The following is a 24961-nucleotide window of genomic DNA, read 5'->3' on the forward strand; positions in this document are numbered from 1 at the left end:
TTCACTTTAATCACTCATTTTAAACGCACTCATTTCGGCATCTCTTTCCCTCGTTTCAATTGTCACAAAAACCAGTTATGCGGTACTATCATATAAAGGTCCAATGATGAAAAATAATGACATACTTTTAAATTCACCTTATCATGCTAATGCTCATAAATAGGGGACGCTCTTATTCTAAAAAGGGGATGGACGATTTTGGAAAGCAAGTACTTAGATCTACTCGCACAAAAATATGATTGTGAAGAAAAAGTGGTAACGGAAATCATTAATTTGAAAGCGATATTGAACCTGCCAAAAGGCACCGAGCATTTTGTCAGTGATTTACATGGGGAGTATCAGGCCTTCCAGCACGTGCTGCGCAATGGTTCAGGGCGAGTCAAAGAGAAGATCCGCGATATATTCAGCGGTATCATTTACGATAGAGAAATTGATGAATTAGCGGCATTGGTGTATTACCCGGAAGACAAGCTGATGTTAATCAAACATGACTTTGATGCGAAAGAAGCATTAAACGAGTGGTATAAAGAAACGATTAACCGAATGATTAAGCTCGTTTCCTATTGCTCCTCGAAGTATACCCGCTCCAAACTGCGCAAAGCACTGCCTGCCCAGTTTGCTTATATTACAGAGGAGCTGCTATACAAAACAGAACAAGCTGGAAACAAGGAGCAATATTACTCCGAAATCATTGATCAAATCATTGAGCTTGGCCAAGCAGATAAGCTGATCACCGGCCTTGCTTACAGCGTTCAGCGGCTGGTGGTCGACCATCTGCATGTTGTCGGCGATATTTACGACCGCGGACCGCAGCCGGACAGGATTATGGAAGAACTGATCAACTATCACTCTGTCGATATTCAGTGGGGAAATCACGATGTCCTTTGGATTGGCGCCTATTCCGGTTCCAAAGTGTGCCTGGCCAATATTATCCGTATCTGTGCCCGCTATGACAACCTGGATATTATTGAAGACGTGTACGGCATCAACCTGAGACCGCTGCTGAACCTGGCCGAAAAATATTACGATGATAATCCAGCGTTCCGTCCAAAAGCAGACGACAACAGGCCAGAGGATGAGATTAAGCAAATCACCAAAATCCATCAAGCGATTGCCATGATCCAATTCAAGCTTGAGAGCCCGATTATCAAGAGACGGCCGAACTTTAATATGGAAGAGCGGCTGTTATTAGAGAAAATAGATTATGACAAAAATGAAATCACGCTGAACGGAAAAACATATCAACTGGAAAACACCTGCTTTGCGACGATTAATCCTGAACAGCCAGATCAGCTATTAGAGGAAGAAGCAGAAGTCATAGACAAACTGCTATTCTCTGTCCAGCATTCCGAAAAGCTGGGACGCCATATGAATTTTATGATGAAAAAAGGCAGCCTTTATTTAAAATATAACGGCAACCTGTTAATTCACGGCTGTATTCCTGTCGATGAAAACGGCAATATGGAAACGATGATGATTGAGGATAAACCGTATGCGGGCCGTGAGCTGCTCGATGTATTTGAACGATTCTTGCGGGAAGCCTTTGCCCACCCGGAAGAAACCGATGACCTGGCGACAGATATGGCTTGGTATTTATGGACAGGCGAATACTCCTCCCTCTTCGGAAAACGAGCCATGACGACATTTGAGCGGTATTTTATTAAAGAAAAGGAAACACATAAAGAAAAGAAAAACCCGTATTATTATTTACGCGAAGACGAGGCAACCTGCCGAAACATCCTGGCAGAATTCGGCCTCAATCCAGATCACGGCCATATCATCAACGGCCATACACCCGTAAAAGAAATCGAAGGAGAAGATCCTATTAAAGCAAACGGAAAAATGATCGTCATCGACGGCGGCTTCTCCAAAGCCTACCAATCCACAACAGGCATCGCCGGCTACACGCTGCTATACAACTCCTACGGTATGCAGCTCGTCGCCCATAAACACTTCAACTCCAAGGCAGAAGTCCTAAGCACCGGAACCGACGTCTTAACAGTGAAACGATTAGTGGACAAAGAGCTTGAGCGGAAGAAAGTGAAGGAAACGAATGTCGGTGAAGAGCTGCTCCAGGAGGTTGCTATTTTGGAGAGTTTGCGGGAGTATCGGTATATGAAGTGAGGGGTATGGGGTTCAGGGATGATTTTCTCTGGGCTCTTTTTTGCAGTTTTAGTGTAAATTGACAAAAAGTCTGTAAGAAGGATTGGAGCAAGTACAGACGTTGAGATTTGAAGAGCGGAGGAAATTGTTCGAGCATGTTTACCGTTCGCCTGTTGCGTCGTTTGAGCCGATACCTACTTCTCAGTGTTTTAGACTAAAAATAGAATCTAGCCCTGAATAAGACAACCGGAATTAGTCGAAACATATTGATCAAATTCTATTAGTATTTAAGAGCACTTCAAGAAATAAAACAATATATGCTCCATCTTGTAATTAATAAAATTACGTTGAAACCAAACAAAAGGACTTTTAAGAATGATTAATAAAATTGAATTCGATTTTGTATTTACAGAAAAAATATATGAGACCTTTTTATTTATACACAAGCTATATTGTGAAACGGATGACGATGATTTTTCATAACCATTACCGATTCCATACAATAAAATACAACTATATTTTCAACTATATTTGCCTCTACTAATGGTACGGTCCACACCGTAACTCTTTAAGGGTAACGATTAGCTTTTTAAGTATGGTTATTATGTTTTTGTATGCATATATAGCTAATCATGCACTGACACGTATCCAGATAGATTTGACAACAAAAAAACACCCTGAGCTGTGACAGGCTACAGGGTGATTCTGGTAAACCACCTCTTGCTAATACAAAGCTTTTTGAAAAGATGTAAATGTTTATTTAACAAATTGTTAAAACACTACAAACCTTATTAGTAACATTTGTAGCATCGATTCCGGGGTTCGGGTCGAAATAGATCTTTAAATATTGATATTATCAGGCTCGATAAAATCAATGTGTAAAATGATTTGAATATGTAATGCAGGTATATAAGTTACACCAACTTTTCTTGTTACCACACTCAACATGTGTGGAAGTGGAAGTGACAGCACAATCATATTAAACAAACACTAATGGAGTAGCAATTAATATAATAAGCTAAAAGCAGATTAGAGGATGGGGTTATTGATAATAATCCAAGTGAACCTTGTTGAAACAGCGAATAAAGTGAATTAAAATCTTTTTTCCAAGATCACTGTTATCTAAAACAGTTCCCAGGCATTTAGTGATTAGGACTTTTTGACCTTTTGCGCTTTTCCAGTATGGTATTCAAAAAAATATAACTCAAGAGGAGCAGAGGTGAGGATTCCAATTTGCATTAATTTACTTTTCAACTATTCTCAATTCATCATTCAACCACACTATTTTTTCATCTAACTCTTTCTGCCAATCTTGTTTTATTGCTTGCGCATACTTAATTGGATTAGCTTCCACATGTTTGGCTTTGTAGCTTTCGTAATCTTTGCTATTAATAATTCTACCAATATTCGGAATTCCATCAACACCTGCAAAATACTGTATAGCGGATAAATCAAGTTCATCTTTAGAAACAAACCATTTTACAGAAAAATCTTTAATGACTTTATCTCGAGTTCGTGTTAATAATTTATGTTTCAGTTCTAGTACATCTTCTTCTGTGTTTAGTTTTATATGATCAATTTCATTCGCGATTTCACGATAAACTTCCAATAAAATTTCTGATTTTCCCTTTTCGTGTAAAGTTTTATAAATTTCTTTAAGTGCAGAGTTATTTCCCGTTGCATACTCATATAACAAACTATCAATTCTGTTATATTTAATAGAAACAGATTTTGTCCCCGAATCATATTTGTTATTAAGATTTGAACCATTTACATCTTTTTGTTCTATATCCTGTTCCATCTGCTTAATAGTTTGAATTTTAGTACTCATTTCTTCTAAAAGTTTTTCAACAATAGATTGATTTTCTAAATTTGACATTTCTGTCAACAAATTTCTCAATTTTATTAAAATAGTGTTATCTATAACTCCTTCAATATTATTAAAGAACTGAATATGAGGATTTCTATACTTCAAATAATATTCTTTAATTGATTTTATATCTTTATCTACAATAAATTTAGTTTCATTTGAAAAAACGTCTAAAATAACATCAACAATGATATTACGGCATGAAGTCATTTGATCTGGAGTTTTTAAATGAAAGAGTCTAAGTTTAGGGAAACCTAATGATTCTTTATTACTGCTCAAAATCGATGAAAGTTTAATAAATTTATCAGAATACCCTATTAAAACTATTTCTTTAATTTTATTCCCTACTGTTAAGTTAGGAACTAATCCTGAGGAATGATCAATATGCAAAGTTTCTAAATTTTTTAAATGAATCTCTTCTTCGTACACATTTTTATCATTGGTTATTAAAATATTAAGCTCTAATAAATTTGTCGATTTTTCTAAGACATTTTTCTCAATTACAAGATTAGTATTCCTTAATACTGTTAATTTTTCTATATTATTCGGTTTATCTGACTTAATAAAGAAAACACTTTTTCTTTTATCTAATAGATTAGATGTAAAGGAGCAGTCGATTATTTCAAGCCTTCTCAATGATTCACATTCAGATATATCCGCACTCTCGTTGTATCCTCCTAATGTGCAATATTCCATTCTAATATAAGCCAATCTACTACCAAGTTGTAAAAGTTGGGTAAAAAAACCATTATCTATTTCTGTGTTGAAAAAAATAACCTTATTCACCCATTTCAGCAACATCAGGAAATCTTCAGAATTGCTAAGTTTGTTAAAGTCATCCGAATCTATTGTTTCTTCAAAATAAATCCGAGAGATTTTAGAAGCATTTTTATTTATTACTAAATTTCTTGCAATATGAAGTACCTTCTCTATATTACTCGGGCTTATTCTCAATTCATTAATATTACGAAAAGTAAAATGGGCTATAGTTAATGATAATTCAGATAATATATCTTCTCTTGGAAATTTATTTATCAAAAAGGAATCTATAGTCTTATATTCCTCATAACTGGATACGATTAATTTATCCTGCATTAATATTTCTAAGAAAGGAACTAGTACAATTTTCTCAGCGATTGAAGAACCAAATTTTCTCAGGATTTCTTCCATCTTAAAAATATAATCATCTTCATAAAAAAAAATAAATACCTTATTTGCTTTTTGAATTAATTTTGTTAAGAATGGAAAATCACTTCCTTGAAGAGAATGTCCTAAAATAAATAAATTATTATTCGTATCTTTACTGTTCAAATCAATAGTAGACATTATCTTTTTTCTTGTTGAATTTAATAATTCATTTTCTTTAATTCTAAACAACTTATCATTTATTAAAGACTGAGAGTAATGAATCTTATCAATTTCCTCACTATCAGTAAACCCCCCTCCGAATAAAATGTTTTCTTCTTCGAGACTGCCATGTATATGAAAAACTCTTTCTTTCGCTTTCTTCACTTCTAATCTAGATTGAGATATATTACTAGGGTCATAAAGTACACTTTCGCATAAGTCCTCAATTGTGTTCGTATAATTAAAATTAATAAAAAATGTGTTTTCATCTTTAATCATTTTTTTAAAAAAAGGATTCACTTCTTCTGTGAATTTTTTGAAATCAGAATTCCCAATCTGAATTGTCTTTTGTTCAATCCACTTTGGGTACTCATCTGAAAGATATTCATGAAAATCCTCTTCTAATCGTTTAATAGAATCATTTACAGACGCTATGTCAAGAATATCGTGCGGTTCTTCATTTTTATGAGATCGGATATTTATTTTTCTAACCGTTTCTTCATATAAACTTTCAAAATCGGACCAATTCAAATGGAAATTTTCATATTTCCTCAGGAAAAGTCTATTATAGTTGTATAATTCATAATCTTTAACGAATCTTCTACTATTTTTAATATATTCAATAAAATTCTGATATGAACTCTTGAGACCAATACTCATATCAAATCCGTTTCCAACAATAACTATATTTCTTGAACTATCATTATTAATATCTATCTTTTCTTGATGTTCTTTGTTCATAAACCATTCTCCCAATAATCTTCTAATGATTCGTTAAATCCATCTAAAGTATCAAACCTAACGTAATTCATCATTCAAAGGTACAATAACTACATCTAATGTCTTTCTCCACTGGCGTTTCAGTTCTGGTCCGTATTTCAATGGTTTTGCATCTGGATGTACAGCTTTATATTTATCAAATTGCTTGCTATTGATGATTCCCCCGATATTCGGAATAGGATCTGCCCCTATCATATATTGAACTGCAGATAAATACAGCTCATCCTCTGCCACAAACCAAGTATTCGCAAATTCCCTAACTGCTTGGCTGCGTTCTTTGGTGAAGAAGCGTCTTTTCACTCCAAGGATATCTTCCTCTTCATCTACTTTTTTCGTATCAATGGCATTTAACATCTTACGGTACACATTTTTTACAATGTCTGATTTCTCCAGTTTTTGAAGTGCGCTTTCGATCTCATCACGGATATTTTGGTTATTGGCCGAGTATGTTTCTAATAGTCGATCAATATACGTTGAATCAATATCATAGATCTTCACTGCGTTTTCTCCATAGAATTCAATGTCCGAGAAATCCGGCTCCGGTCCATCTTGATCCTCTTCATCTATAAGTGAACCCTTAATCGTGTTATAGATACCAATATACTCTTCTAATGTTTTTACCTGTTCTTGAAGTGCTGTTGATTTCTTCATATCATCGTTATAGTCATCATACGTTACTAACGCTTCATAGGAATTATTTAACTCTTGGAACGCTCTCACAAATTCAATCCGAGATTCAATAGGTGAGTTCTCATCAATATCGATTGGATTTGGAATTAACGTAGTTAGTGTTTTGTGAGCCTTTTTAAAGCGTTTCTTCGATTCATCATACGTTGGATAAACAAGACTAGATTCCTCTTGTGCATGAGAATATAATTTCGTCGCATTCTTTACGTTTTGTTCCATTGTAGAAGGTTTTCGGAATGTTACAATTAACCCTTTTGTCTTTCCTGGGTATGTACGATTGGTCCTGGAAAAGGCTTGAATCAAATTGGCATAACTTAAATTTCGATCCACAAATAACGTTTGGATCGTTGGGGCATCAAAACCAGTCAATAACCGATCGACAACAATGACAAGGTCAATTTGTTTCCCAAATTCTTTAAATTCCCCTTTTTTACGAGCTAACCGATTGTTAATATCGCCGTTATACCGTTCAATATCTTCTATCGACCAGGCAGTGTGATAGTAATCGTTATAATCTTTGATAATCTCCATCATTTCATCTTGAGTTTGTTTGGAATCTTCCTCGTTTTCTTGCATTGAATACGTAATCGCAATACGGGGAAAGTCAGGATCTTCAATTGTACGCCCTATTCGGATCGGATGTCCCGCAAACTCTTGTGTCAGCCAATTTGTATCTTTCGTTATTTCTTTAATTGCCTGATAGTAACGTTTCGCCATATCAATGGAACTTGTTGTTAAAATAGCTGATTTTTGTGGGCGACCGTTTTGAAAATCAAATTTAATATAGGCATTATCCGGCCTAAAAATCTTATGAATGACTTTTTGAATATGTTCATCATTCTCGAACGAAGATGGTTCAAGATATGCTTCTTTTTCGATTCCATCCATTTGATCAATCATATCGTTCACTTCATCTGCACTACAATTGGCGTATTTTTCATGATGACGCAGCTGTTCAAAAATATGATTATTTAATGAAGTGGGGTCAATTGTATCTTCATGCTCTACTTGAAACCCTAAAACAGCACCATCGTCTAACGCATTCTTAATGGTATACGTGTGCAAAACGTCTCCATATTGGTCACGAGTAGTGCGAGCTAATCGGCCCTTCGCTTGTTTTTTATTTTCATTAAATATCGGTGTCCCTGTAAATCCAAACCAAGTTGAATTTGGAAAGAACCCCTTAATGACTTCCATGCCTTCTGCACTTAACGCACGATGGCATTCATCCACGACAAAGACAATATGCTGTCCCAGCAGCTTCTTAAAGCGCTGAGTACCTTTTTGTTCCTCTTGCCTTTGTGCATAGCGCATGGCAGCTTCTAATTTTTGGCGGGTAGTAATAATCACTGTATTGGAATTGGCATCAGATAGCAGAGTATGACTTAGCTCCTTTGCACTTCCAGTTCCGACAATCAAACTATTAGACTTGGCATGACCAGAAGAGATACCGGTATTAAACTCAGACGCAAATTTAGTAAACTCTGTCGTCGTTTGATTATCTAAGTCTTTTCGGTCAATCAGCATAATAGTACGATCTACACCTGGTTTTCGAGCCAATAACTTCGTAGACACAAAACTTGTCAACGTTTTTCCTGAACCCGTCGCATGCCAAACAAAGCCGGATTGATGCCTCATGGCGGATGTAAACAAGGCTTCAATCGCATGAATTTGATACGGTTTTAACACTACTAAAGCTTTGTTGTCTTGGTCTTCACTCACAATCGTATAATTGGCAATCAAGCGATGCGCATCTGGAATGTTTAACACTTGTTTCACAAATTCATAGAGATTTTCTACTTTTCGATTATCCGTTGTTCGCCAGCTAAAGATCAGTTTCTTATGCATATCTTTTGGCAACGCATTGGCAAAATAGCGAGTCGTTTGTTCATTGGAAATGACAAATAACTGAAGCGTAGAAAAGATATTATTTCTGAACATTCCTTCTTCTGCGTATTTCTTGATTTGATGATAGGCTTGAAATACGCCGTCTTTGGCACTGGCCTGCTTCAACTCAATTTGCACAATAGGCAATCCATTGATGAGAAGTGTCACGTCAAATCGGCGATCACGCCCATCAACATCTGCCTTTTGTTTCGCTATCTGGTGAACGACTTCGTATGTAGAAATTCCTCCGCCAATGTCTTGATTGGAATACAGCACCAGAGACATCGAACCTAAAGAGACATCTTCACGTTCAATCGTAATTCGAGCAATTCCATTTTCCCCTTTGAGCCATTTTGCAGCATCAAAGGGTGTCTGTGTTTTCGATAATAACTCTGTCTTTATCTTGTCAAATTCTTTATCAGTCATTGGATGTTCCCCAATTTCTGATAAGTTATTTTGCGTAATCTTTTGCCGCAAGTTCTCCCACAGGTCTTCTTCCGATTTTAAATCAGGACGATAATTCCACTGATTATACCCTTCGCCTAACACTTCAATCAGGCGGCGCTCTACCTCTGCTTCACCTTTATGTTGGATCGTTGCCATGATTCTCCCCCTCTATATTCGTTAGACAAACATCTTTTGTAGGAAAGCTTTTTTCGTTTCTTTTAAGGCGTCTAATTCGCGTTGGTGAAGGGCGATGGTGTCGTCTAGTCGTTTGAAAAAGTTGCCAATTTCGGTTTGTTCTTCTATACTTGGAAGGTTTATTAGAAAATCACTTAAAGCTTCCTTTGTTATTGTTTTTATAGTTCCTCCTGGAGCCTTCTGCTTTTTCTTCTCAAACAATTGCTGAATAACGTATGCAAAATAATATTTGTTTATTGGTACCTTATAATTTTCAAAAATCAATAGTGTTCTATCAACATAAGAAGAGTATTGTGTAATAGCAACCCTACCAATACTTCCTTGTAAAGTAATTATCACCTTTCCTTCCTCAACAAACACACTTTTGGGTTGTGCTAACTTACTAATCTTTTGCTTGGTATTATCAACTAATTTAAGATTTTCACCGACATCCACAACTTGTACAAAGGGCATCCCATTTTCTTCATCGTACCATTCCTTCTTCCCATACGGTTGTGGAAAAGAACCTCTACGATAATTAGCTATCTCTTCTAACTTTCGCTGTTCCCACTCTCCATCAAATCCCGGAAAACGAACCTCTGGCACAGACTCCCCTTCTTTTGGAAACATTTTTTGCAAGAATCCCTGTTTTGTTTGTTTGAGGGTGGTTAGTTCTTGCTGGTGAAGAGAGATCGTGTCGTCTAGTTGTTTGAAGAAATTTCCGATTTGTATTTGTTCTTCAATTGAAGGTATGCTTAATGGGATTTTTTCTAAATTTTTTCTACTAATTCTTTTATGAGAAGTACCACTAACTTGGTTAGAAATCTCTTTTAATAATTTAGGAGAATTCATTTCTGTCATAAAAAAATAAGAATCAAAACAACCAGAAGGTCTGACCACCATAACATCAACCGCTGTAACCATTTTACTTGAAATTTCAGGTAATATAATAGTTCTTCCAGCTGGCTCAGCCAATCTTGAAACTAATATATCTCCAGGAAAAATCTCATTAGCTTTTAGCTTGCAAAAGCTATCTTGATTTAAATATTTTGCGTGATCTGGTTTATCTAAATAAACGCCTAATCCTAAATTACCAGTTTGGACAATCCTGTATTCTCCTGCATCATGTATATGTTCTTTTTCAATCCAGTCGCCGTCAGAAATTACGTTGCCTACATATTCTTTTAACTTACGTTGTTCCCACTCTCCACTAAACCCTGAAAACCTCACTTCTGGCACACGCTTATTTCCCACGAGTAAACACCTCTAACGCACCCTTAATCCATTCTGCATTTTCTTCATCATATTGTAGCGAAGAAATCATGTCATATATACTAGATTCTAGTTCTGCTTTTTCTTTTCGAATGTCTTTGATTTTTGAGCCAATCGCAGCCATATCCACAGGTTCTTCTTCTTCAAAGGTATCTACGTATCGAGGGATGTTCAAATTGAAATCATTCTCTTTGATTTCATCGAATGTTGCAACGTGGGCATATTTCTCGACATCTTCTCGTTTCTTATACGTTTCGACAATTTTATCAATATGTTCTTTAGAAAGTTTATTTTGGTTCTTTCCTTTTACGAACTCTTTACTTGCATCAATAAATAACACATCACGAGTGCTGCGATTTTTCTTCAAGATGATGACTGTTGTTGGAATCGACGTTCCAAAGAATAAGTTTGCCGGCATACCGATTACCGCATCAATACTGCCATCTTCCAATAATTTCTTGCGAATTACACCTTCCGCCGCTCCACGGAACAGAACTCCATGCGGTAAGACGATGGCCATTGTTCCCGAATCTTTCAAATGGTAGAACCCATGTAAAAGAAAAGCAAAGTCAGCTTTTGATTTTGGCGCTAACTTTCCATAACGATTGAATCGCGAATCATCTAAGAATGTAGCATCTGCAGACCATTTTGCAGAGTATGGTGGATTCATCAGAACGGCATCAAAGGTATATGGTTCATCTGTCGGCCAATCTTTATTCAATGTATCTCCATTACGTAAACGCATATCTTCTTTATTCACACCATGCAAGATTAAGTTCATCTTCGCTAGATTAAAAGTTGTTGTGTTTAGTTCTTGCCCATGATACTTTACACTATCTGGATGATTAATATAGTTTCGAATATTCAACATTAAAGAACCGGATCCCATCGTAGGATCATATACACTAAACAATTTTTTGTCTTCTTGACCGATTGCAGTAATTCGAGCCATCATTTCAGATACTTCATGAGGTGTATAGAATTCTCCAGCTTTCTTACCAGCTTCAGAGGCAAATTGACCAATTAAGAACTCATAGGCATCTCCAATTACATCGCCATTATGCCCAATTACATCGACATCATTTAGCTTCCTTAGTACTTCTGAAATGGTAATGTTTCGTTGTTGATCATCTGATCCTAGTTTTTTTGATTTTAAATCCACATCATCAAACAACCCATTAAATTGATCATATTTAGTAGACAAATCAATAAAGGCTTTATTCAGGTCATTTAACTGAAACGTGTTTAGTTTCGCTTGATTGGTTAATACATTAAATAAATACTCTGGTTCAATATCATAGCCTAATGTATCAACTAACGTTTCAATCAAATCACTTTTTATCTCTTCATCTCCTAATAAATCCTTATACAATTGCGTTTGTTTTTCTTGTGTGTTGTATTTATCTAGAGATTCATCTGCTATTTCAACTACTTTTTCTAATAACTTGTCAGATAAGTACTTGTAAAAGATTAATCCTAATAAGTAGTTTTTATATTCTGATGCATCCATTTTGCTTCGCAAGTTATCTGCAGCACTAAATAATATTGCGTTTAATTCAGCCATATTGTGTTCCTCACTTTTTCTATTATTGGTCTAATTGCTTTAATACTCCTAAATAAAGTTGCTCTTCAAGTTCTACTTGTTTCTTTGCCAGAGCTTGATGCTTTCTAGAAAATGAAATAAGCTTTTCCTATTGTCCGTAGCATCTTAATACATTGTAATTTGATATTCAACTCTTTTAAAATTGCTGAGCTTAATTTTGGTACATTACTTCCCTGTATAGAAAATTCCATTTACTTTTTCATGAAGTACGATCCATTCAGTGGTTAACATAAATATCTACTATCTAAATGATTATGTTCAATTAAGTGTTTCGCAAAGTTTTGGTTTATGATCTTCCCTTGGTTTAACTTACTTACCATACCGGCTTTAGAACTAACATGACTAAATGTTATTTATGATAAGGCTCCCCACGATTAATCCGAAAAGCCCGATAAATCTGCTCGACTAGTATGAGACGCATCAACTGATGAGGAAACGTCATTTTTGAAAACGACAGCTTTTCATCCGCTCGCTTCATCACCGCGTCACTCAATCCGAGTGATCCGCCGATGACGAAGGTGACTTTGCTTTTTCCATAAGTGGCCAGCTTATCTATTGTATCGGCTAGTTCTTCGGATGTTTTCATTTTTCCTTCGATGGCGAGGGCGATGACGTGGGCGTCGGGGCTGATTTTTGATAGGATGCGGTCGCCTTCTTTGTCTTTTATGATTTTCATGTCCTGGTCGCTTAGGTTTTCCGGCGCTTTTTCGTCCGGGAGTTCGATGATGTCGATTTTTGCGTAGGCCGAAAGTCGTTTGGTGTATTCTTCAATGCCTTGCTTGAGGTATTTTTCTTTTAGTTTTCCGATTGTCACAATATTGATATTCACAGGTCATCCCCACTTTAAAAACAAGTTATTCATATATATTGTCCACAATTGTGGATATCTTTTCTGTATTTTGTGTAAGATCATTCGTTCCCCACTATATATACTGCGGGGTCTCCACATAATTCACAGGCTGTGGATAAACTGTTAGTATGTTCGATTTTTCTGATTTCGGGCGGCAGTTCGTGGTCGTCTATGTACATATCTAGCACGGTTTCGATGTGTTCTTCACAGGAATAATACGTTTGTTTCATGTTCAAATCCTCCGATGGTTTCTTGCATTTTTGCAAATATTCTCTTCCCAATATAACCTATTTATTCACATGTTAGTAGTGCTTCGGGCTGAGTTTTATCCACAATTCGACAAACAAGCTGTTGATGACTCTATTTCGCTCGTATGTTAGTTTGGATGCAACCGATGTGTGGGGAGGTCTGCATTTGCGCTCCAGATGGATTTGGCTTTTTGTGATCATGTTGTTGCTTGCTGGGTGTTAGTCGTCTTATTGGGTGTTAGAAAAGGAGAGAATTGGTGAAGGCAGTTCAGAGCTAGAATTGTATGCAAATTATCTTCAAACACATGATGATGTAAAAGGGTATCAAGGTTTCACCATTTTAGAAGGCAGAAAGATGGTTATTATGTCTCTCAGAAGCAGCGAGAAAGAAAAGAAGCTTGAAGTGTCGGACGTCAAATATACACCTAAGGAAACGATTGTAACTGTGAAGCGAAAACCCGCTCCAAAAGCAAATGAGAAAAACCCTTATATTCTGATTGGACTGGACAAAAGCAAATGAGAAAAACCCTTATATTCTGATTGGACTGGACAAAAGCAAATGAGAAAAACCCTTATATTCTGATTGGACTGGACAAAATCGAAGGGGAATTCATCGTACAGGATGAAATGGGAAGTCGATTTGATGAAACAGATTACCAGCAATAAAGCCGGCGTTCAGAGAACGTCCGGCTTTTTCTCTTATTTCAGCGTTCCATGTGGGTCGATGACGAATTTTTTGGCTGCGCCTTTGTCGAAGTCGCTGTAGCCTTTTGGCGCGTCGTCCAGAGAAATGACGGTGGCGTTGACGGCTTTTGCGATCTGCGATCTGCCGCTCAGGATCGCTTTCATCAAATTGCGGTTGTATGTCATGGCGGGTGTTTGTCCGGTGACGAAGGTATGGGCTTTGGCCCAGCCGAGTCCGAAGCGGATTTTTAACGAGCCTGTTTTGGCGTCTGCATCCTTTGCACCGGGATCTTCGGTCACGTATAAGCCTGGAATGCCAAGGCTGCCGCCGACCTGGGTGACCTCCATGATCGAGTTCAGCACAGCGGCTGGCGCTTCTCCTTGATTGCCGTGACCGGATGCTTCAAAGCCGACACAGTCCACTGCGGCATCAACTGTCGGTTCGCCTAGTATTTGTTCAATTTGTTCGCCGAGGCGGTCGTGTTTTTGCACGTTGACTGTTTCACAGCCGAAGCTTCTCGCCTGTGCCAGTCTGTCTTCGTTCAGATCACCGACAATGACGGTGGAGGCGCCTAGGAGCTGAGCGGAGTGTGCAGCTGCCAAGCCGACAGGACCCGCTCCCGCGATATAGACGGTTGAACCTGTTTGCACGCCCGCTGTATAAGCTCCATGGAAGCCGGTCGGGAAAATGTCGGACAGCATGGTCAAATCGAGAATCTTTTCTAGCGCCTGTTCTTTATCAGGGAATACTAAAAGCTGAAAATCAGCGTACGGCACCATGACGTATTCAGACTGGCCGCCGACCCAGCCGCCCATATCGACGTAGCCGTAAGCCGATCCCGGCCGGTCCGGATTGACATTCAGGCACACATGCGTTTTCTGCGTTTTGCACATCACACAGCGTCCGCAGGCAATATTGAAAGGAACGGATACGATATCGCCTTTTTTGATAAATTCGACATCACGCCCCGTTTCAATGACTTCTCCCGTAATTTCATGCCCGAGCACCAAGCCTTCTGGCGCCGTTGTGCGGCCTCTGACCATATGCTGGTCGCTTCCGCAAATGTTGGTTGTAATGACTTTGAGAATAACCCCATGCTCACATTTTCGATTCACATTCGCCTTCGGGACGCCGGGCCCGTCCCTCAAGATTAACTCCGGATAACCGATATCCTCCACCGCTACAGTCCCTTTGCCTTTGTACACAACCGCTTTGTTTCCTGTCAACGCCATTCCTCCCATTCATGTGTTTGGACTCTCCGTCCTTGAACATGACTTCGGTTCGGCATGACTCTTTCCCTTTCTCACGACTGTTTTTTCTGTATTCTTATAACAACAAATATGCCAAGAAAGCAGCCAATAATGGTTCCGCCGATGTCTAAGAAGTCGACTTTACATCCATTTAACAGGAACACAGTAATGGCCGAAACCAGGCTGATAATAACCGCCAGAAGAATGACCCGTTTGGTAAGCATGCGATTCCTCCTTTACCCACCATTCAATTAGTACGTCTATTTTACAATAATTCACAAATTTTACACAAAATTAATTTTAAATAGTAGGATATCTCAGGAAATTTGTTGAATTTTATATTTGATTTCAAAAAAATGGGAGGGAAAAAGATGTTTAAAAAAATCGTGATTGGAACATTGGCTTTGGGAATTTCACTTGGTGTTGGGGGCACTTTTGCTAGTCCTGCTTCTGCGGCTGAATCCTCTGTACAGGAAGTGAAAGCACAGGCCACCAAGTATATCTCCAATTATAAAGTAACTTACTGGGGCTACTCTGATGTTGATGATATTCCTAAATATTACAATTACTCACTAGACGGCTATACAGGAACATTAAAACTCTCTCATCTAGAACCACGTTATGATGGCGGCTGGACAGCGTTCTATTATGGATATGTATCAAATTAAGCAACAGAAAAAGAGACTTCCTGCAAGTCTCTTTTTCGTATTTCCTGAGAAATAATGTGACAATAATAGTCGCTTAAAACCCCTTCATCACCTCAACATCATACAGCTTCAAATGACTCTTCGGCGCCACGACGTCCTTTACCTTCCCGATCTCTTTTTCCTTCACTTTCTTTCCGGTCTTCAGGCTGTACTGTTCAATGTATGCAGGCTTGTTGTACGTGTATGTGAAGAAATAGAGGCTGGTGCCTTTTTGGGTGATTTCTTTGAAATCGGCTTTCATTTTTTCTGGTGAAAGGGTGAAAGCGATGCTTGTTTTTCCTGTCTTTGCATCGATTTTGTACACCTTTCCGAAGCCGTCAATGAAGTAAATGTCCCCATCATAAGAGAAAAAGCTGTTCTTAAAGCTGAAGGGCATGGAGCTGTATATCGTTTGTTCGTCGTTTTTGTATTCGGCGATGTCGTGCAGTTCGACATTGCCGCTTTTTTTGTCGATCTTGACCATTTGATAAAGATTGCGCGCCTTTTGGCCGCGAATCATGACATAAACCGCTTGGTCGTCCACAGCAAGCTGGGATTCAACTGAGGCTCCTTCCCGGTACTGCCATTCCGTTATGTTGTGGCAGGTGAGCTTCTTTTGATCCGCTTGAATCTGGAGGAGCTGATAGCCTTTTTCGTCAGCTGTCGGGACGAGTGCGTAAATAATGCCGTCATGGAAACCGGAGGCGCGGATGTAGTAGGGGATGACATCTTTTTTCCACTCTCCGTCGATCTGGCGGTATAGCTCTGAACGGTACCCGTCTCCCTTTTTGTCGTAGCCTGAGTTGTATAAGGTGTAAAAGCCATCCGTGTTTTGCAGAAAGCCAGCGCTGTCTCCTGTGTGTTGATACCCTCTTTTATGGGAGCGCAGGCCGTTTTTGATCGTGTAAATCGTGTTTTTATCCTCCAGCATCACACTGTCGCCGTGTACCTTGGCTGAGCCCAGCTCAAGGCCCTTCATCTTAAATGAAGACAGCGACCCGTCCTGGCTGATAAAAAGGGCGTAGCTTTTCCCGCCGCCCAATGCATCTTGATCCGCAGAGGTGGAGAGATACAGCAGGACTTCTTTGTCATCGAGAAAATCAGGGTCTCTGAGATCCTGCTGACTCACGGCTTTATGGCTTTTGAGAGGAGAAACGAAGACAAATAGTGCGATTCCTGCGAGAGTCAGCATGGCGATGGTGATCATCAGCTTCTTCATATCCTTCTCCTTATCTGATGGTCATAATGGTTGCTGTATAGGATGAGCTGGTGATGTCGCGCGGATACACCCCTAAGCCTCCGTTGCTGTCTATATCAATGCCTGCTTTCAGCAAAAAGGCGGACCAGAGAAGCTTTGAACAGTTTTTGGCGCCGTCATGTCCGGTATTTCTGTTATTGACGAAGTTAAATGAGTATGGGTCGCCGACTTTTGATACCGCCCAGTCGGCAGCAGATGTTTTTTGAGAAGAGGTTACACTAACTGTCTGCACAATGGAGTTGTCTTCCACGTCTCTGGCATTGTAAGCGATCTGTCTGACGCCGTCGCTCGGGACAGATTCAACAATTTTGTCAGCGGCGGAGTACATGCCGACGTGGCCGTGATTGTAGTAGGCTGTGTAGGAGTTGGTGTAATAGATATTCCCTTTCGCGCTTGTCGGAAGTTTTTTCGTGCCCGACGAGCCGCCCATGATGGACATGCCGCTTTCCTTAGCGAGCCGGTCTCCCTCAGCTTTATCAGCTGTGATTTCCTTATAGAACTGCTTCAGAATGACGTCTTGCTTTACGTTCTGCTGTTTGGCAATCTGGCTGGCGGATTTCATTACTTCTTCTGGTGTCGTGCCCGGCTGCAGTTCGGCGATTTCTTCAGCATAGTCTGTGGTCTTTACAGCTTTGGCGGGAGAAATAAACAGGCCACCGCAAATTGTAAGCGCTACCATAAATATTGTTACCCTTTTCTTCAACTTCATTACATCTCCTCTTTTCTTGTGAATGTAGGAAAGCTGACTTCCTCACCCACATTATATTAGGAAAATAAGGAAAGTAACTAGGTTATTTACAGAATTTTTAGAAATCATTTACAGAAAAAGGGCCTTTACAAGACCCTCTTCGTTAAAGCTTCTTGCTCATCACCACGTCCGTTTCTTGAAATCCGGTTCGCTCGTATAGCTTCCGCGCTGTCTGATTATGGGCAAAGACGTGGAGGGACAGCTTCCGAATCCCCATACTGCGTGCCGTCTGATCTAATGCCGCCAATGCTTGCTTTGCGTAGCCCTTGCCGCGGTATGGTTCATATAAACCAAAATCGTAAATAAATGCTTCCTGCTGCGGATGCTCCGGTTCAGCGTGTATCCAGAGCCAGCCCACGATTTCCTTTTCATGCAACGTGAGGCTCCATAAATGATGATGGGGTGTTTCCAGCCCCTTCGGAAGCAGATCTGAAAAGGTTTGCTTAGACAAAAGCGGTGCATCTTCAGGCAGCCATGTGCCCGCCTTTACCTTTTCTTCCGCGTAATGCTTCGCTGTGTACGTAAGATAAGATCGAAATTCTACTGTTTGCATGGGAGTCAGCATCATTGTCATATCATCTCTCCTTTAGATATTGACTAGAGGATTTTACATAAAATAGAAAGAGGTGTTACTATCAGAATAAGCAACTGAGATTGATAAGTCACTAGAGAAAGGAGTTTCACATGAATAAAATTGCACCCGCAGAAATCGCTAACATGCTCAACGATTGGTACCTTGCGATCAAGAAACATGAAGTTGAAGAATCCACCCGTTGTTTTGAAGAAGTGAAGCCTTTATTGGACGACATGGAAGAGGATCAGGAAGTGCTTGCCTATTTCTCCTTATTGGAACTGCGCCACAAGGTTTTGCTTCACGAAGCGAGAGGACAGGGCTTTCAACATGAGGAGCCTTCCCATATGAATGCTACGTCAGACATGCTGAAATATTACTTTTTTCTGTTTGAAGGCATGTACGAAGCCTATAAAAATAATTACGATATTGCCATTGGGCTGTACAAAGAGGCCGAGCAATATCTTGGCAACATTCCCGATCCGATCGAGAAAGCCGAATTTCACCTGAAGGTCGGAAAACTCTATTATAAGCTGGGACAAAATATTGTCTCTCTCAACCATACACGGCAAGCCGTCAAAACGTTCAGGGAAGAGACCGATTATAAAAAGAAACTGGCTTCCGCGCTTGTCACCATGTCAGGCAATTTCACCGAGATGAGCCAGTTTGTAGAAGCTGAAACGCATTTGGACGAAGCGATTCGGATCACGAGAGAATTAGAGGATCATTTTTTTGAAGCCCAGCTTTTGCATAACTTCGGGCTTCTTCATGCGCAAAGCGGCAAATCGGAAGAGGCGGTCTCCAAATTAGAAGAGGCCTTACAGAACGAAGAATACGCCCGCTCTGCCTATTACTATCATTCTGTCTACTTGCTGATACGAGAGCTGTTTAAGATCAAAAAGAAAAATCAGGCCCTATCTTATTACCAAGAGGCGAAGGAAAAATTGACTGCTGAGCCGAATAGAATATGTGAGGCAAAAATAGACATTTTATATGCCATTTATGCAGAAGGAGGTCATGCGGAAACGTTTCACTTATGCAAACAACAGATGGATGATTTGTTGTCCGAGAAAGAGTATGACAGTGTAAGAGAACTTTCCATTTTGGCTGGCGAACGGTATAGAGAGCATGAGCTTTACAAAGAAGCTGCCCACTTTTTTTATGAGGCCTTACAAATTGAAGAATTCATTAAACGAACGGAGGTTATATAAATGAAAAAATTTCTGATTGGCGCAGGCGTCGCAGCTGTGATTTTATCTGGGTGGTTTATTGCCGACCATCAAACCCATTCAGAGGAGATGAAAGTCGCTGAGAAAATGATTGGCTAATAAAGAAAACCCCCGCGGCGCGGGGGTTTTTTGTTACAGCAATTTCTTCCCTAGCAGGGATTCTACGAGCTCTACTGCTGTTTGGCCAGTCTTGTTTTCATGATCAAGAATCGGGTTGACCTCAACAAATTCAGCTGAGGTGATGATGCCTGCGTCATACAGCATTTCCATAGCCAGATGGCTCTCCCGGTAGCTGATGCCGCCGACGACAGGGGTTCCGACACCCGGTGCGTCGTTCGGATCAAGTCCGTCCAGATCAAGGCTCAGATGGACACCGTCACATGCTGATAAATAATCAAGGGTTTCTTCAATCACCTTTGTCATGCCGAGACGGTCGATTTCGTGCATCGTGTACACCTTCATGCCGCTTTCCTTAATGTACTTGCGCTCCCCTTCATCAAGAGAACGGGCGCCGATGATGACGACGTTTTCCGGTTTGATTTTAGGCGCATAGCCTTCAAGGTTAACCAGCGACTCGTGGCCGATGCCGAGGCTGACGGCAAGCGGCATGCCGTGAATATTGCCTGATGGTGATGTTTCAAGTGTATTCAGGTCGCCGTGCGCGTCATACCAGATGACGCCGAGATTATCGTAATGCTTCGCTGTGCCTGCCAGCGTGCCGATCGCAATACTGTGATCGCCGCCCAGGACAAGCGGAAATTTTTCTTCTTCAATGACCTTGTTGACCTTTTGAGCGAGTTTTTCATTTCCCGCCAAAACGGAATTCAGGTTTTTCAGTTCTTCGTCATTGTTGATCTTTTCGCGATTGATCGGAATGTCACCGAGATCTTCAACCGTATACCCCATGTCTGACAGCCTTTCAATCAGATGGGCGTACCGGATGGCACTCGGGCCCATGTCCACTCCGCGTCGTGCTTGTCCTAAATCCATTGGCATTCCAATAACCGAAATCGTTTTATCCATCTGTGATTCCACCTCAACATATAAGATAATGTCCTATGCGGGTTATAACAAAGATGACTTGCGGACAACGTTTTTAAAGCTCTAGCTGACGATTTGCCTGCTGGCGTTTTTTAATGACAACATGATATATAATGTAGCAAATGACCATAAACGGTACGCCGCAATACAGCGCGATACGCTGCTCCGGATCAAATGCAAGGCTGATGAGAACGACCGTATTTAACGTCAGGCCAAGTATCGGAAGCACCGGATACAGCGGTGTTTTGAATTTCAAATCTTCTGTCTTGCCGCCTTCACGGATATATTTGCGTCTGAACATAATTTGGGAAAGCGAAATCGTAATCCAGCCGACCTGCGCGCTCATGCCCGCCAAGGATAACAGCACCATATATACGGTTTCAGCCTGCGCAAATTTCGTCAGAAGTGACAGGCAGGCCACAGCCATCGTTACGATTAACGAGTACATCGGCACACCGCGCTGGTTTGTTTTGCCCAGCGCTTTGAAGGCCTGTCCTTCATTCGCCATCGCGTACAGGATACGTGTCGATGCGTATAAACCTGAATTCGCAACGGATAACAGCGCGATTAAAATGACAAAGTTCATGATATCTGCGGCATATGGAATTCCGATTTGCTCAAATACGGCAACAAACGGACTTTCCACGACTCCCGCCTGTTTCCACGGGATCATCCCGGCAATGACAATAATGGAAAGAACAAAGAAGACAAGCGTTCTCCATACTGTCTGTTTGATGGATCGCGGGATCGTTTTTTCAGGGTCTTCACTTTCTCCCGCTGCAACCCCGATCAGCTCAGTTCCCTGGAACGCGAAGTTCACGGTAATCATCGTAATCAGCATTGCCTTTATGCCGTTCGGAAATAACCCATCTTCATAATAATGTGACAGAAACGGCGCCTGCTCTCCGCCCTTCAGATCGATCAGGCCAAACATGGCGGCTCCGCCGAGAATAATAAATAAAAGGATAATCAAAATTTTAATGCCTGAAAACCAGAATTCAGATTCTGCAAAGGCTTTTGTGGTGATCGCATTTAGAATAAACATCAGTGCCGCAAATACCAGACACCAGATCCACACGTCTACGTGCGGAAACCAGCGTTGCATCAGCTGCCCCGCTGATAAGAATTCAATGGCGCATGTAACCGCCCAGCCGAGCCAGTACAGCCAGCCGAACGCAAACCCGAAAGCCGGGCTGATAAATTTTGTCGCATAGGTCTGGAAGGACCCCGACACAGGAAAGGCGACTGCCAGCTCTCCTAAACAGAGCATCGTCAAAAACATGATAAAGCCGCCCACTAAATAGGACAGAACCGCACCGAGCGGTCCTGCTTGGTTAATGGTAAACCCGGTTCCAAGGAAGAAACCGGTTCCGATCACTCCGCCCAATGAAATCATGAACAAGTGGCGTGATTTCATTGTCCGCTGGAGCTGATTTCCGTTGTCTTGGTTTGTATTCACATTCTGCACCCCTTCAGCAACTTGTATTGGATCTAAGCTGGAACATCTACATGTTGCGTATCCCAGTTTGCTGTCCAAAGAGTCTCTATCTATTTAATATAAAATTCACTTCTTCTCATAAAGATACATTATACTAAAATACTGTAGCTGAGCAAATAGGGTGTGCTGATTTTTCTGTTGTAAATTTATACAAACGAAGTGAATATCCCGCCATGATGCGGATTTACGCGTTTTGCAGCACGTGCTTAATTTTCTCTATCGCCCAATCCAAATCCTTTTTGGAAATGATTAATGGCGGTGCAAAACGAATGACTGTATCATGCGTTTCCTTGCATAAAAGCCCTTCTTCCTTCAAACGCTCACAATACGGACGTGCGGCTTCCGTCAATTCGACACCGATAAACAGCCCTCTGCCGCGGACTTCTTTAATGACAGGGTTATCAATGCTCTCAAGCTCACTTTTAAAGTAATCACCAAGCTCAAGAGAACGATCCGCCAGCTTTTCATCCTCCAGCACTTCCAATGAAGCGATAGACACTGCACATGCTAGCGGGTTTCCGCCAAATGTGGAGCCGTGTGAGCCAGGGTTAAACACGCCTAAGATCTCACGGTCCGCCGCAATGCATGAGATCGGGAACACACCGCCGCCAAGCGCTTTGCCCAAGATATACATATCCGGTACAATGCCGTCCCAGTCACAGGCAAACGTCTTGCCTGTACGTCCAAGACCCGTTTGAATTTCATCCGCAATAAACAGAACATTCTCTTCCTTACAAATCGCCGCCGCTTCCTGCAAAAACCCTTCAGGCGGAATCACAATGCCCGCTTCGCCTTGAATCGGTTCGAACAAGAATGCCGCTGTATTCGGCGTAATGGCCTGACGAAGCGCTTCCGCATCGCCGTAAGGGATTAATTTGATTCCCGGAAGCATCGGGCCGAATCCCCGTTTATATTCCTCTTCAGAAGAAAGAGATACCGCCAGCATTGTGCGGCCGTGGAAGTTTCCGACACATGCGATAATTTCCGCTTGATTGTCTGCTACGCCCTTCACTTCATAAGCCCAGCGTCTTGCCGCTTTCACCGCGGATTCAACCGCTTCAGCTCCTGTATTCATCGGCAGAATCATCTCTTTGCCTGTCAGCTTAGCTGTTTTTTCGTAAAACGGCCCCAGCTGATCGTTGTGAAACGCGCGTGACGTGAGGGTGATTTTATCAGCCTGATCCTTCAATGCCTGAATGATTTTCGGGTGTCTGTGACCTTGGTTTACCGCAGAATAAGCACTCAGCATATCCATATATTCATTGCCTTCCGGGTCCTTTACCCAAGCACCCAGCGCTTCAGAAATAACAATCGGGAGCGGATGATAATTATTGGCTCCGTAATGAGACGTCTGATCAATAATTTCTTTGGATTTAGATAAAGCTGGCATATTTGAATTCCCCCTTGTTTTCTGTTTCAACATGTTATCCTGCTTTCCCTTTTTATAAATGCAAGTTCTGTGCCAAATCAAGATTTCGTGTGTTTTCTACAATTTTCGAGAACAAGGTGCAAAAACATTCTGATATTTCGCGCAAAAATTTCAGCAAGTGCAAAATTCTTTTGCATCTCAAATAACTATATCAACAAAGAAGGTATTCACAAATCGGATAAAATAATTCTTTTAAATAAAAATAGTTAAAATAAGTACTAAAATAAAAAAGCGTAATCTGAATTGTAATTACGCCTTTTAGTCCTTAGTTTAGCTCTTTTTGATATATGAAATAAGATGCGAATACGGATAACAGTATACTACCTATTGCAGCTATAAAAATAATGGGCTCTGTAAAAGACTCAGGAATAAATGCAGTTAAAACAATAATGATTCCAGCAAGAACAAATATTCTTGAACTTAATCTATGTGTAAGCCTCCATACATTTTCACTGCTTAATGTCCAAGGAGTTCTAATTCCCAAGAAAAAATTCGGTCTAACCTGCTGAAGAAAATTACCAAAAACCATAAATATAGCTCCAAGAATAAATGATCCTAAATAGGGAATAGGAAGTTTAACACCCAGCCCCGTCAATATTGTAATCAAATTAATGAGAAATAAGACGAGAAACATGGTATTAAAAATAGATAAGTATGCACGAGTAAAGGTCGGATAGTTTCGTCGAGGATCAATTTTAGGAATAAGCACCATAAGAATATATTGTACTATCATTATACCTACCAACGTTGCTATGGCCGTAGGTTTCTTTGAAAAGTCATCTGCTTCACCACTTATACCCCAGTGTGTTGCCAATTCATTAGGTAAGTGTGAATATGTTATAACCCAAGCTAAAATGGTTAAGGCTATCATAATTAGTGCAAAGAAATATTTTTTCATCATTCTCCACCTTCCTTCTTGTCATGGTCTGTATCTGTAAGGGAAAAAAACCAGCCAATAAGATCTTGAAGTACAGTAGTATTTAAAGAATAAATAATAAATTGGCCCTTTTTTTGGTCTCGTACTAAATCCGTGTACTTTAAAATATTTAAGTGATGAGAAATACTAGGTTTTGACATATCAAATTGGTCAGCAATTTGCCCGGCTGTTAAATCTTGTTGTTTTAACAAATCCAAAATCCTTCTCCTTGTAGGATCGGCCAGAGCTTTAAAAGCCTTATTCAAATAATTCTCCCCCCTTTTGGTAAACATTAGGATTTAGATATTTACCTAAATAATAAAACATTTTATTTTTCCAGTCAATATACAACACCAGTATTTCCTTCCTTTACGATAAAACG

The 24961-nt window shown here is 40.2% G+C and carries 20 protein-coding genes and 2 pseudogenes; 5 read left to right on the forward strand and 17 right to left on the reverse strand.

Features of this window, described 5'->3' with window-relative positions; translation table 11 throughout:
• Positions 1-198 precede the first annotated feature (198 nt).
• Positions 199-2124: a fructose-1,6-bisphosphatase gene (fbp, locus tag EFK13_RS20605; RefSeq protein ID WP_129507056.1), complete on the forward strand. Its 1926-nt coding sequence runs from the start codon at positions 199-201 to the stop codon at positions 2122-2124.
• 1222 nt (positions 2125-3346) lie between these two features.
• Here the strand turns inward: fbp and EFK13_RS20610 are convergent.
• The 7 genes and pseudogenes from EFK13_RS20610 to EFK13_RS20640 form a co-directional block, all read right to left on the reverse strand.
• Positions 3347-6061, reverse strand: a complete 2715-nt coding sequence (locus EFK13_RS20610; RefSeq protein WP_129507055.1) for an AbiH family protein — start codon at positions 6059-6061, stop codon at positions 3347-3349.
• A 57-nt stretch (positions 6062-6118) separates the two neighbouring features.
• Positions 6119-9277 (reverse strand): type I restriction endonuclease subunit R, encoded by a 3159-nt coding sequence (locus EFK13_RS20615; RefSeq protein ID WP_129507054.1) that lies wholly within the window; start codon positions 9275-9277, stop codon positions 6119-6121.
• A gap of 21 nt (positions 9278-9298) precedes the next feature.
• Complete coding sequence (locus EFK13_RS20620; protein ID WP_129507053.1) at positions 9299-10549, reverse strand: restriction endonuclease subunit S; 1251 nt, start codon at positions 10547-10549, stop codon at positions 9299-9301.
• Complete coding sequence (locus tag EFK13_RS20625; protein WP_129507052.1) at positions 10539-12131, reverse strand: type I restriction-modification system subunit M; 1593 nt, start codon at positions 12129-12131, stop codon at positions 10539-10541. Before EFK13_RS20625 ends, EFK13_RS20620 begins: the two co-directional genes overlap by 11 nt.
• A gap of 22 nt (positions 12132-12153) precedes the next feature.
• A pseudogene (locus EFK13_RS20630) lies at positions 12154-12523 on the reverse strand (restriction endonuclease subunit S domain-containing protein); the annotation flags it as partial.
• The gene (gene rlmH / locus EFK13_RS20635; RefSeq protein ID WP_003226975.1) at positions 12520-12999 is read right to left on the reverse strand and encodes a 23S rRNA (pseudouridine(1915)-N(3))-methyltransferase RlmH; all 480 of its coding nucleotides are present in this window, start codon (positions 12997-12999) and stop codon (positions 12520-12522) included. The gene rlmH and the pseudogene EFK13_RS20630, both read right to left, overlap by 4 nt.
• An 80-nt stretch (positions 13000-13079) precedes the next feature.
• On the reverse strand, positions 13080-13250 hold the full coding sequence (locus tag EFK13_RS20640) for a CxxH/CxxC protein (protein ID WP_003236479.1): 171 nt from the start codon (positions 13248-13250) through the stop codon (positions 13080-13082).
• Between the two features lie 253 nt (positions 13251-13503).
• On the opposite strand from EFK13_RS20640, the pseudogene EFK13_RS20645 reads away from it, so the two are divergent.
• Positions 13504-13934, forward strand: a pseudogene (locus EFK13_RS20645) (hypothetical protein).
• Positions 13935-13967: 33 nt separating this feature from the next.
• On the opposite strand, the gene fdhA reads toward EFK13_RS20645, so the two are convergent.
• Entirely contained in the window at positions 13968-15194 is a 1227-nt protein-coding gene (fdhA, locus tag EFK13_RS20650; RefSeq protein ID WP_129507051.1) for a formaldehyde dehydrogenase, glutathione-independent, read from the reverse strand.
• A gap of 62 nt (positions 15195-15256) precedes the next feature.
• Positions 15257-15427 (reverse strand): hypothetical protein, encoded by a 171-nt coding sequence (locus EFK13_RS20655; RefSeq protein ID WP_129507050.1) that lies wholly within the window; start codon positions 15425-15427, stop codon positions 15257-15259.
• 147 nt (positions 15428-15574) lie between these two features.
• Here EFK13_RS20655 and EFK13_RS20660 point away from each other — a divergent pair, with 147 nt between their 5' ends.
• Positions 15575-15871 (forward strand): hypothetical protein, encoded by a 297-nt coding sequence (locus tag EFK13_RS20660; protein ID WP_129507049.1) that lies wholly within the window; start codon positions 15575-15577, stop codon positions 15869-15871.
• Positions 15872-15944: 73 nt separating this feature from the next.
• Here EFK13_RS20660 and EFK13_RS20665 read toward each other — a convergent pair whose 3' ends face one another.
• The 3 genes from EFK13_RS20665 to EFK13_RS20675 all read right to left on the reverse strand — a co-directional run bounded on the left by EFK13_RS20665 (position 15945) and on the right by EFK13_RS20675 (position 18469).
• Entirely contained in the window at positions 15945-17108 is a 1164-nt protein-coding gene (locus tag EFK13_RS20665; protein WP_129507048.1) for a hypothetical protein, read from the reverse strand.
• 10 nt (positions 17109-17118) lie between these two features.
• Positions 17119-17856: a YiiX/YebB-like N1pC/P60 family cysteine hydrolase gene (locus EFK13_RS20670; protein ID WP_129507047.1), complete on the reverse strand. Its 738-nt coding sequence runs from the start codon at positions 17854-17856 to the stop codon at positions 17119-17121.
• Between the two features lie 142 nt (positions 17857-17998).
• Positions 17999-18469 carry a GNAT family N-acetyltransferase gene (locus tag EFK13_RS20675; RefSeq protein WP_129507046.1) on the reverse strand — a complete coding sequence of 157 codons (471 nt, stop codon included), beginning with the start codon at positions 18467-18469 and terminating at the stop codon, positions 17999-18001.
• A gap of 110 nt (positions 18470-18579) precedes the next feature.
• Here EFK13_RS20675 and rapG point away from each other — a divergent pair, with 110 nt between their 5' ends.
• Together rapG and EFK13_RS20685 are read left to right on the forward strand one after the other, a co-directional pair.
• Positions 18580-19677 carry a response regulator aspartate phosphatase RapG gene (gene rapG, locus EFK13_RS20680; protein WP_129507045.1) on the forward strand — a complete coding sequence of 366 codons (1098 nt, stop codon included), beginning with the start codon at positions 18580-18582 and terminating at the stop codon, positions 19675-19677.
• Positions 19678-19794, forward strand: a complete 117-nt coding sequence (locus tag EFK13_RS20685) for a Phr family secreted Rap phosphatase inhibitor (protein WP_129507044.1) — start codon at positions 19678-19680, stop codon at positions 19792-19794. It begins immediately after the preceding gene.
• Between the two features lie 33 nt (positions 19795-19827).
• On the opposite strand, the gene rocF is transcribed toward EFK13_RS20685, so the two are convergent.
• The 5 genes from rocF to EFK13_RS20710 form a co-directional block, all read right to left on the reverse strand.
• A complete protein-coding gene (rocF, locus tag EFK13_RS20690) occupies positions 19828-20718 on the reverse strand; it encodes an arginase (RefSeq protein WP_129507043.1) in 891 nt (296 codons plus the stop codon).
• Between the two features lie 73 nt (positions 20719-20791).
• Positions 20792-22195 carry an amino acid permease gene (locus EFK13_RS20695; protein WP_129507042.1) on the reverse strand — a complete coding sequence of 468 codons (1404 nt, stop codon included), beginning with the start codon at positions 22193-22195 and terminating at the stop codon, positions 20792-20794.
• 223 nt (positions 22196-22418) lie between these two features.
• Positions 22419-23624 carry an ornithine aminotransferase gene (gene rocD, locus EFK13_RS20700; protein WP_129507041.1) on the reverse strand — a complete coding sequence of 402 codons (1206 nt, stop codon included), beginning with the start codon at positions 23622-23624 and terminating at the stop codon, positions 22419-22421.
• A 304-nt stretch (positions 23625-23928) separates the two neighbouring features.
• Complete coding sequence (locus tag EFK13_RS20705; RefSeq protein ID WP_129507266.1) at positions 23929-24561, reverse strand: SdpI family protein; 633 nt, start codon at positions 24559-24561, stop codon at positions 23929-23931.
• Positions 24561-24845 (reverse strand): autorepressor SdpR family transcription factor, encoded by a 285-nt coding sequence (locus tag EFK13_RS20710; protein WP_129507040.1) that lies wholly within the window; start codon positions 24843-24845, stop codon positions 24561-24563. The genes EFK13_RS20705 and EFK13_RS20710 overlap by 1 nt, the downstream gene beginning before the upstream one ends.
• Positions 24846-24961 lie beyond the last annotated feature (116 nt).

The sequence above is a fragment of the Bacillus cabrialesii genome, assembly GCF_004124315.2.
In the GTDB taxonomy this organism is placed as follows: Bacteria; Bacillota; Bacilli; order Bacillales; family Bacillaceae; genus Bacillus; species Bacillus cabrialesii.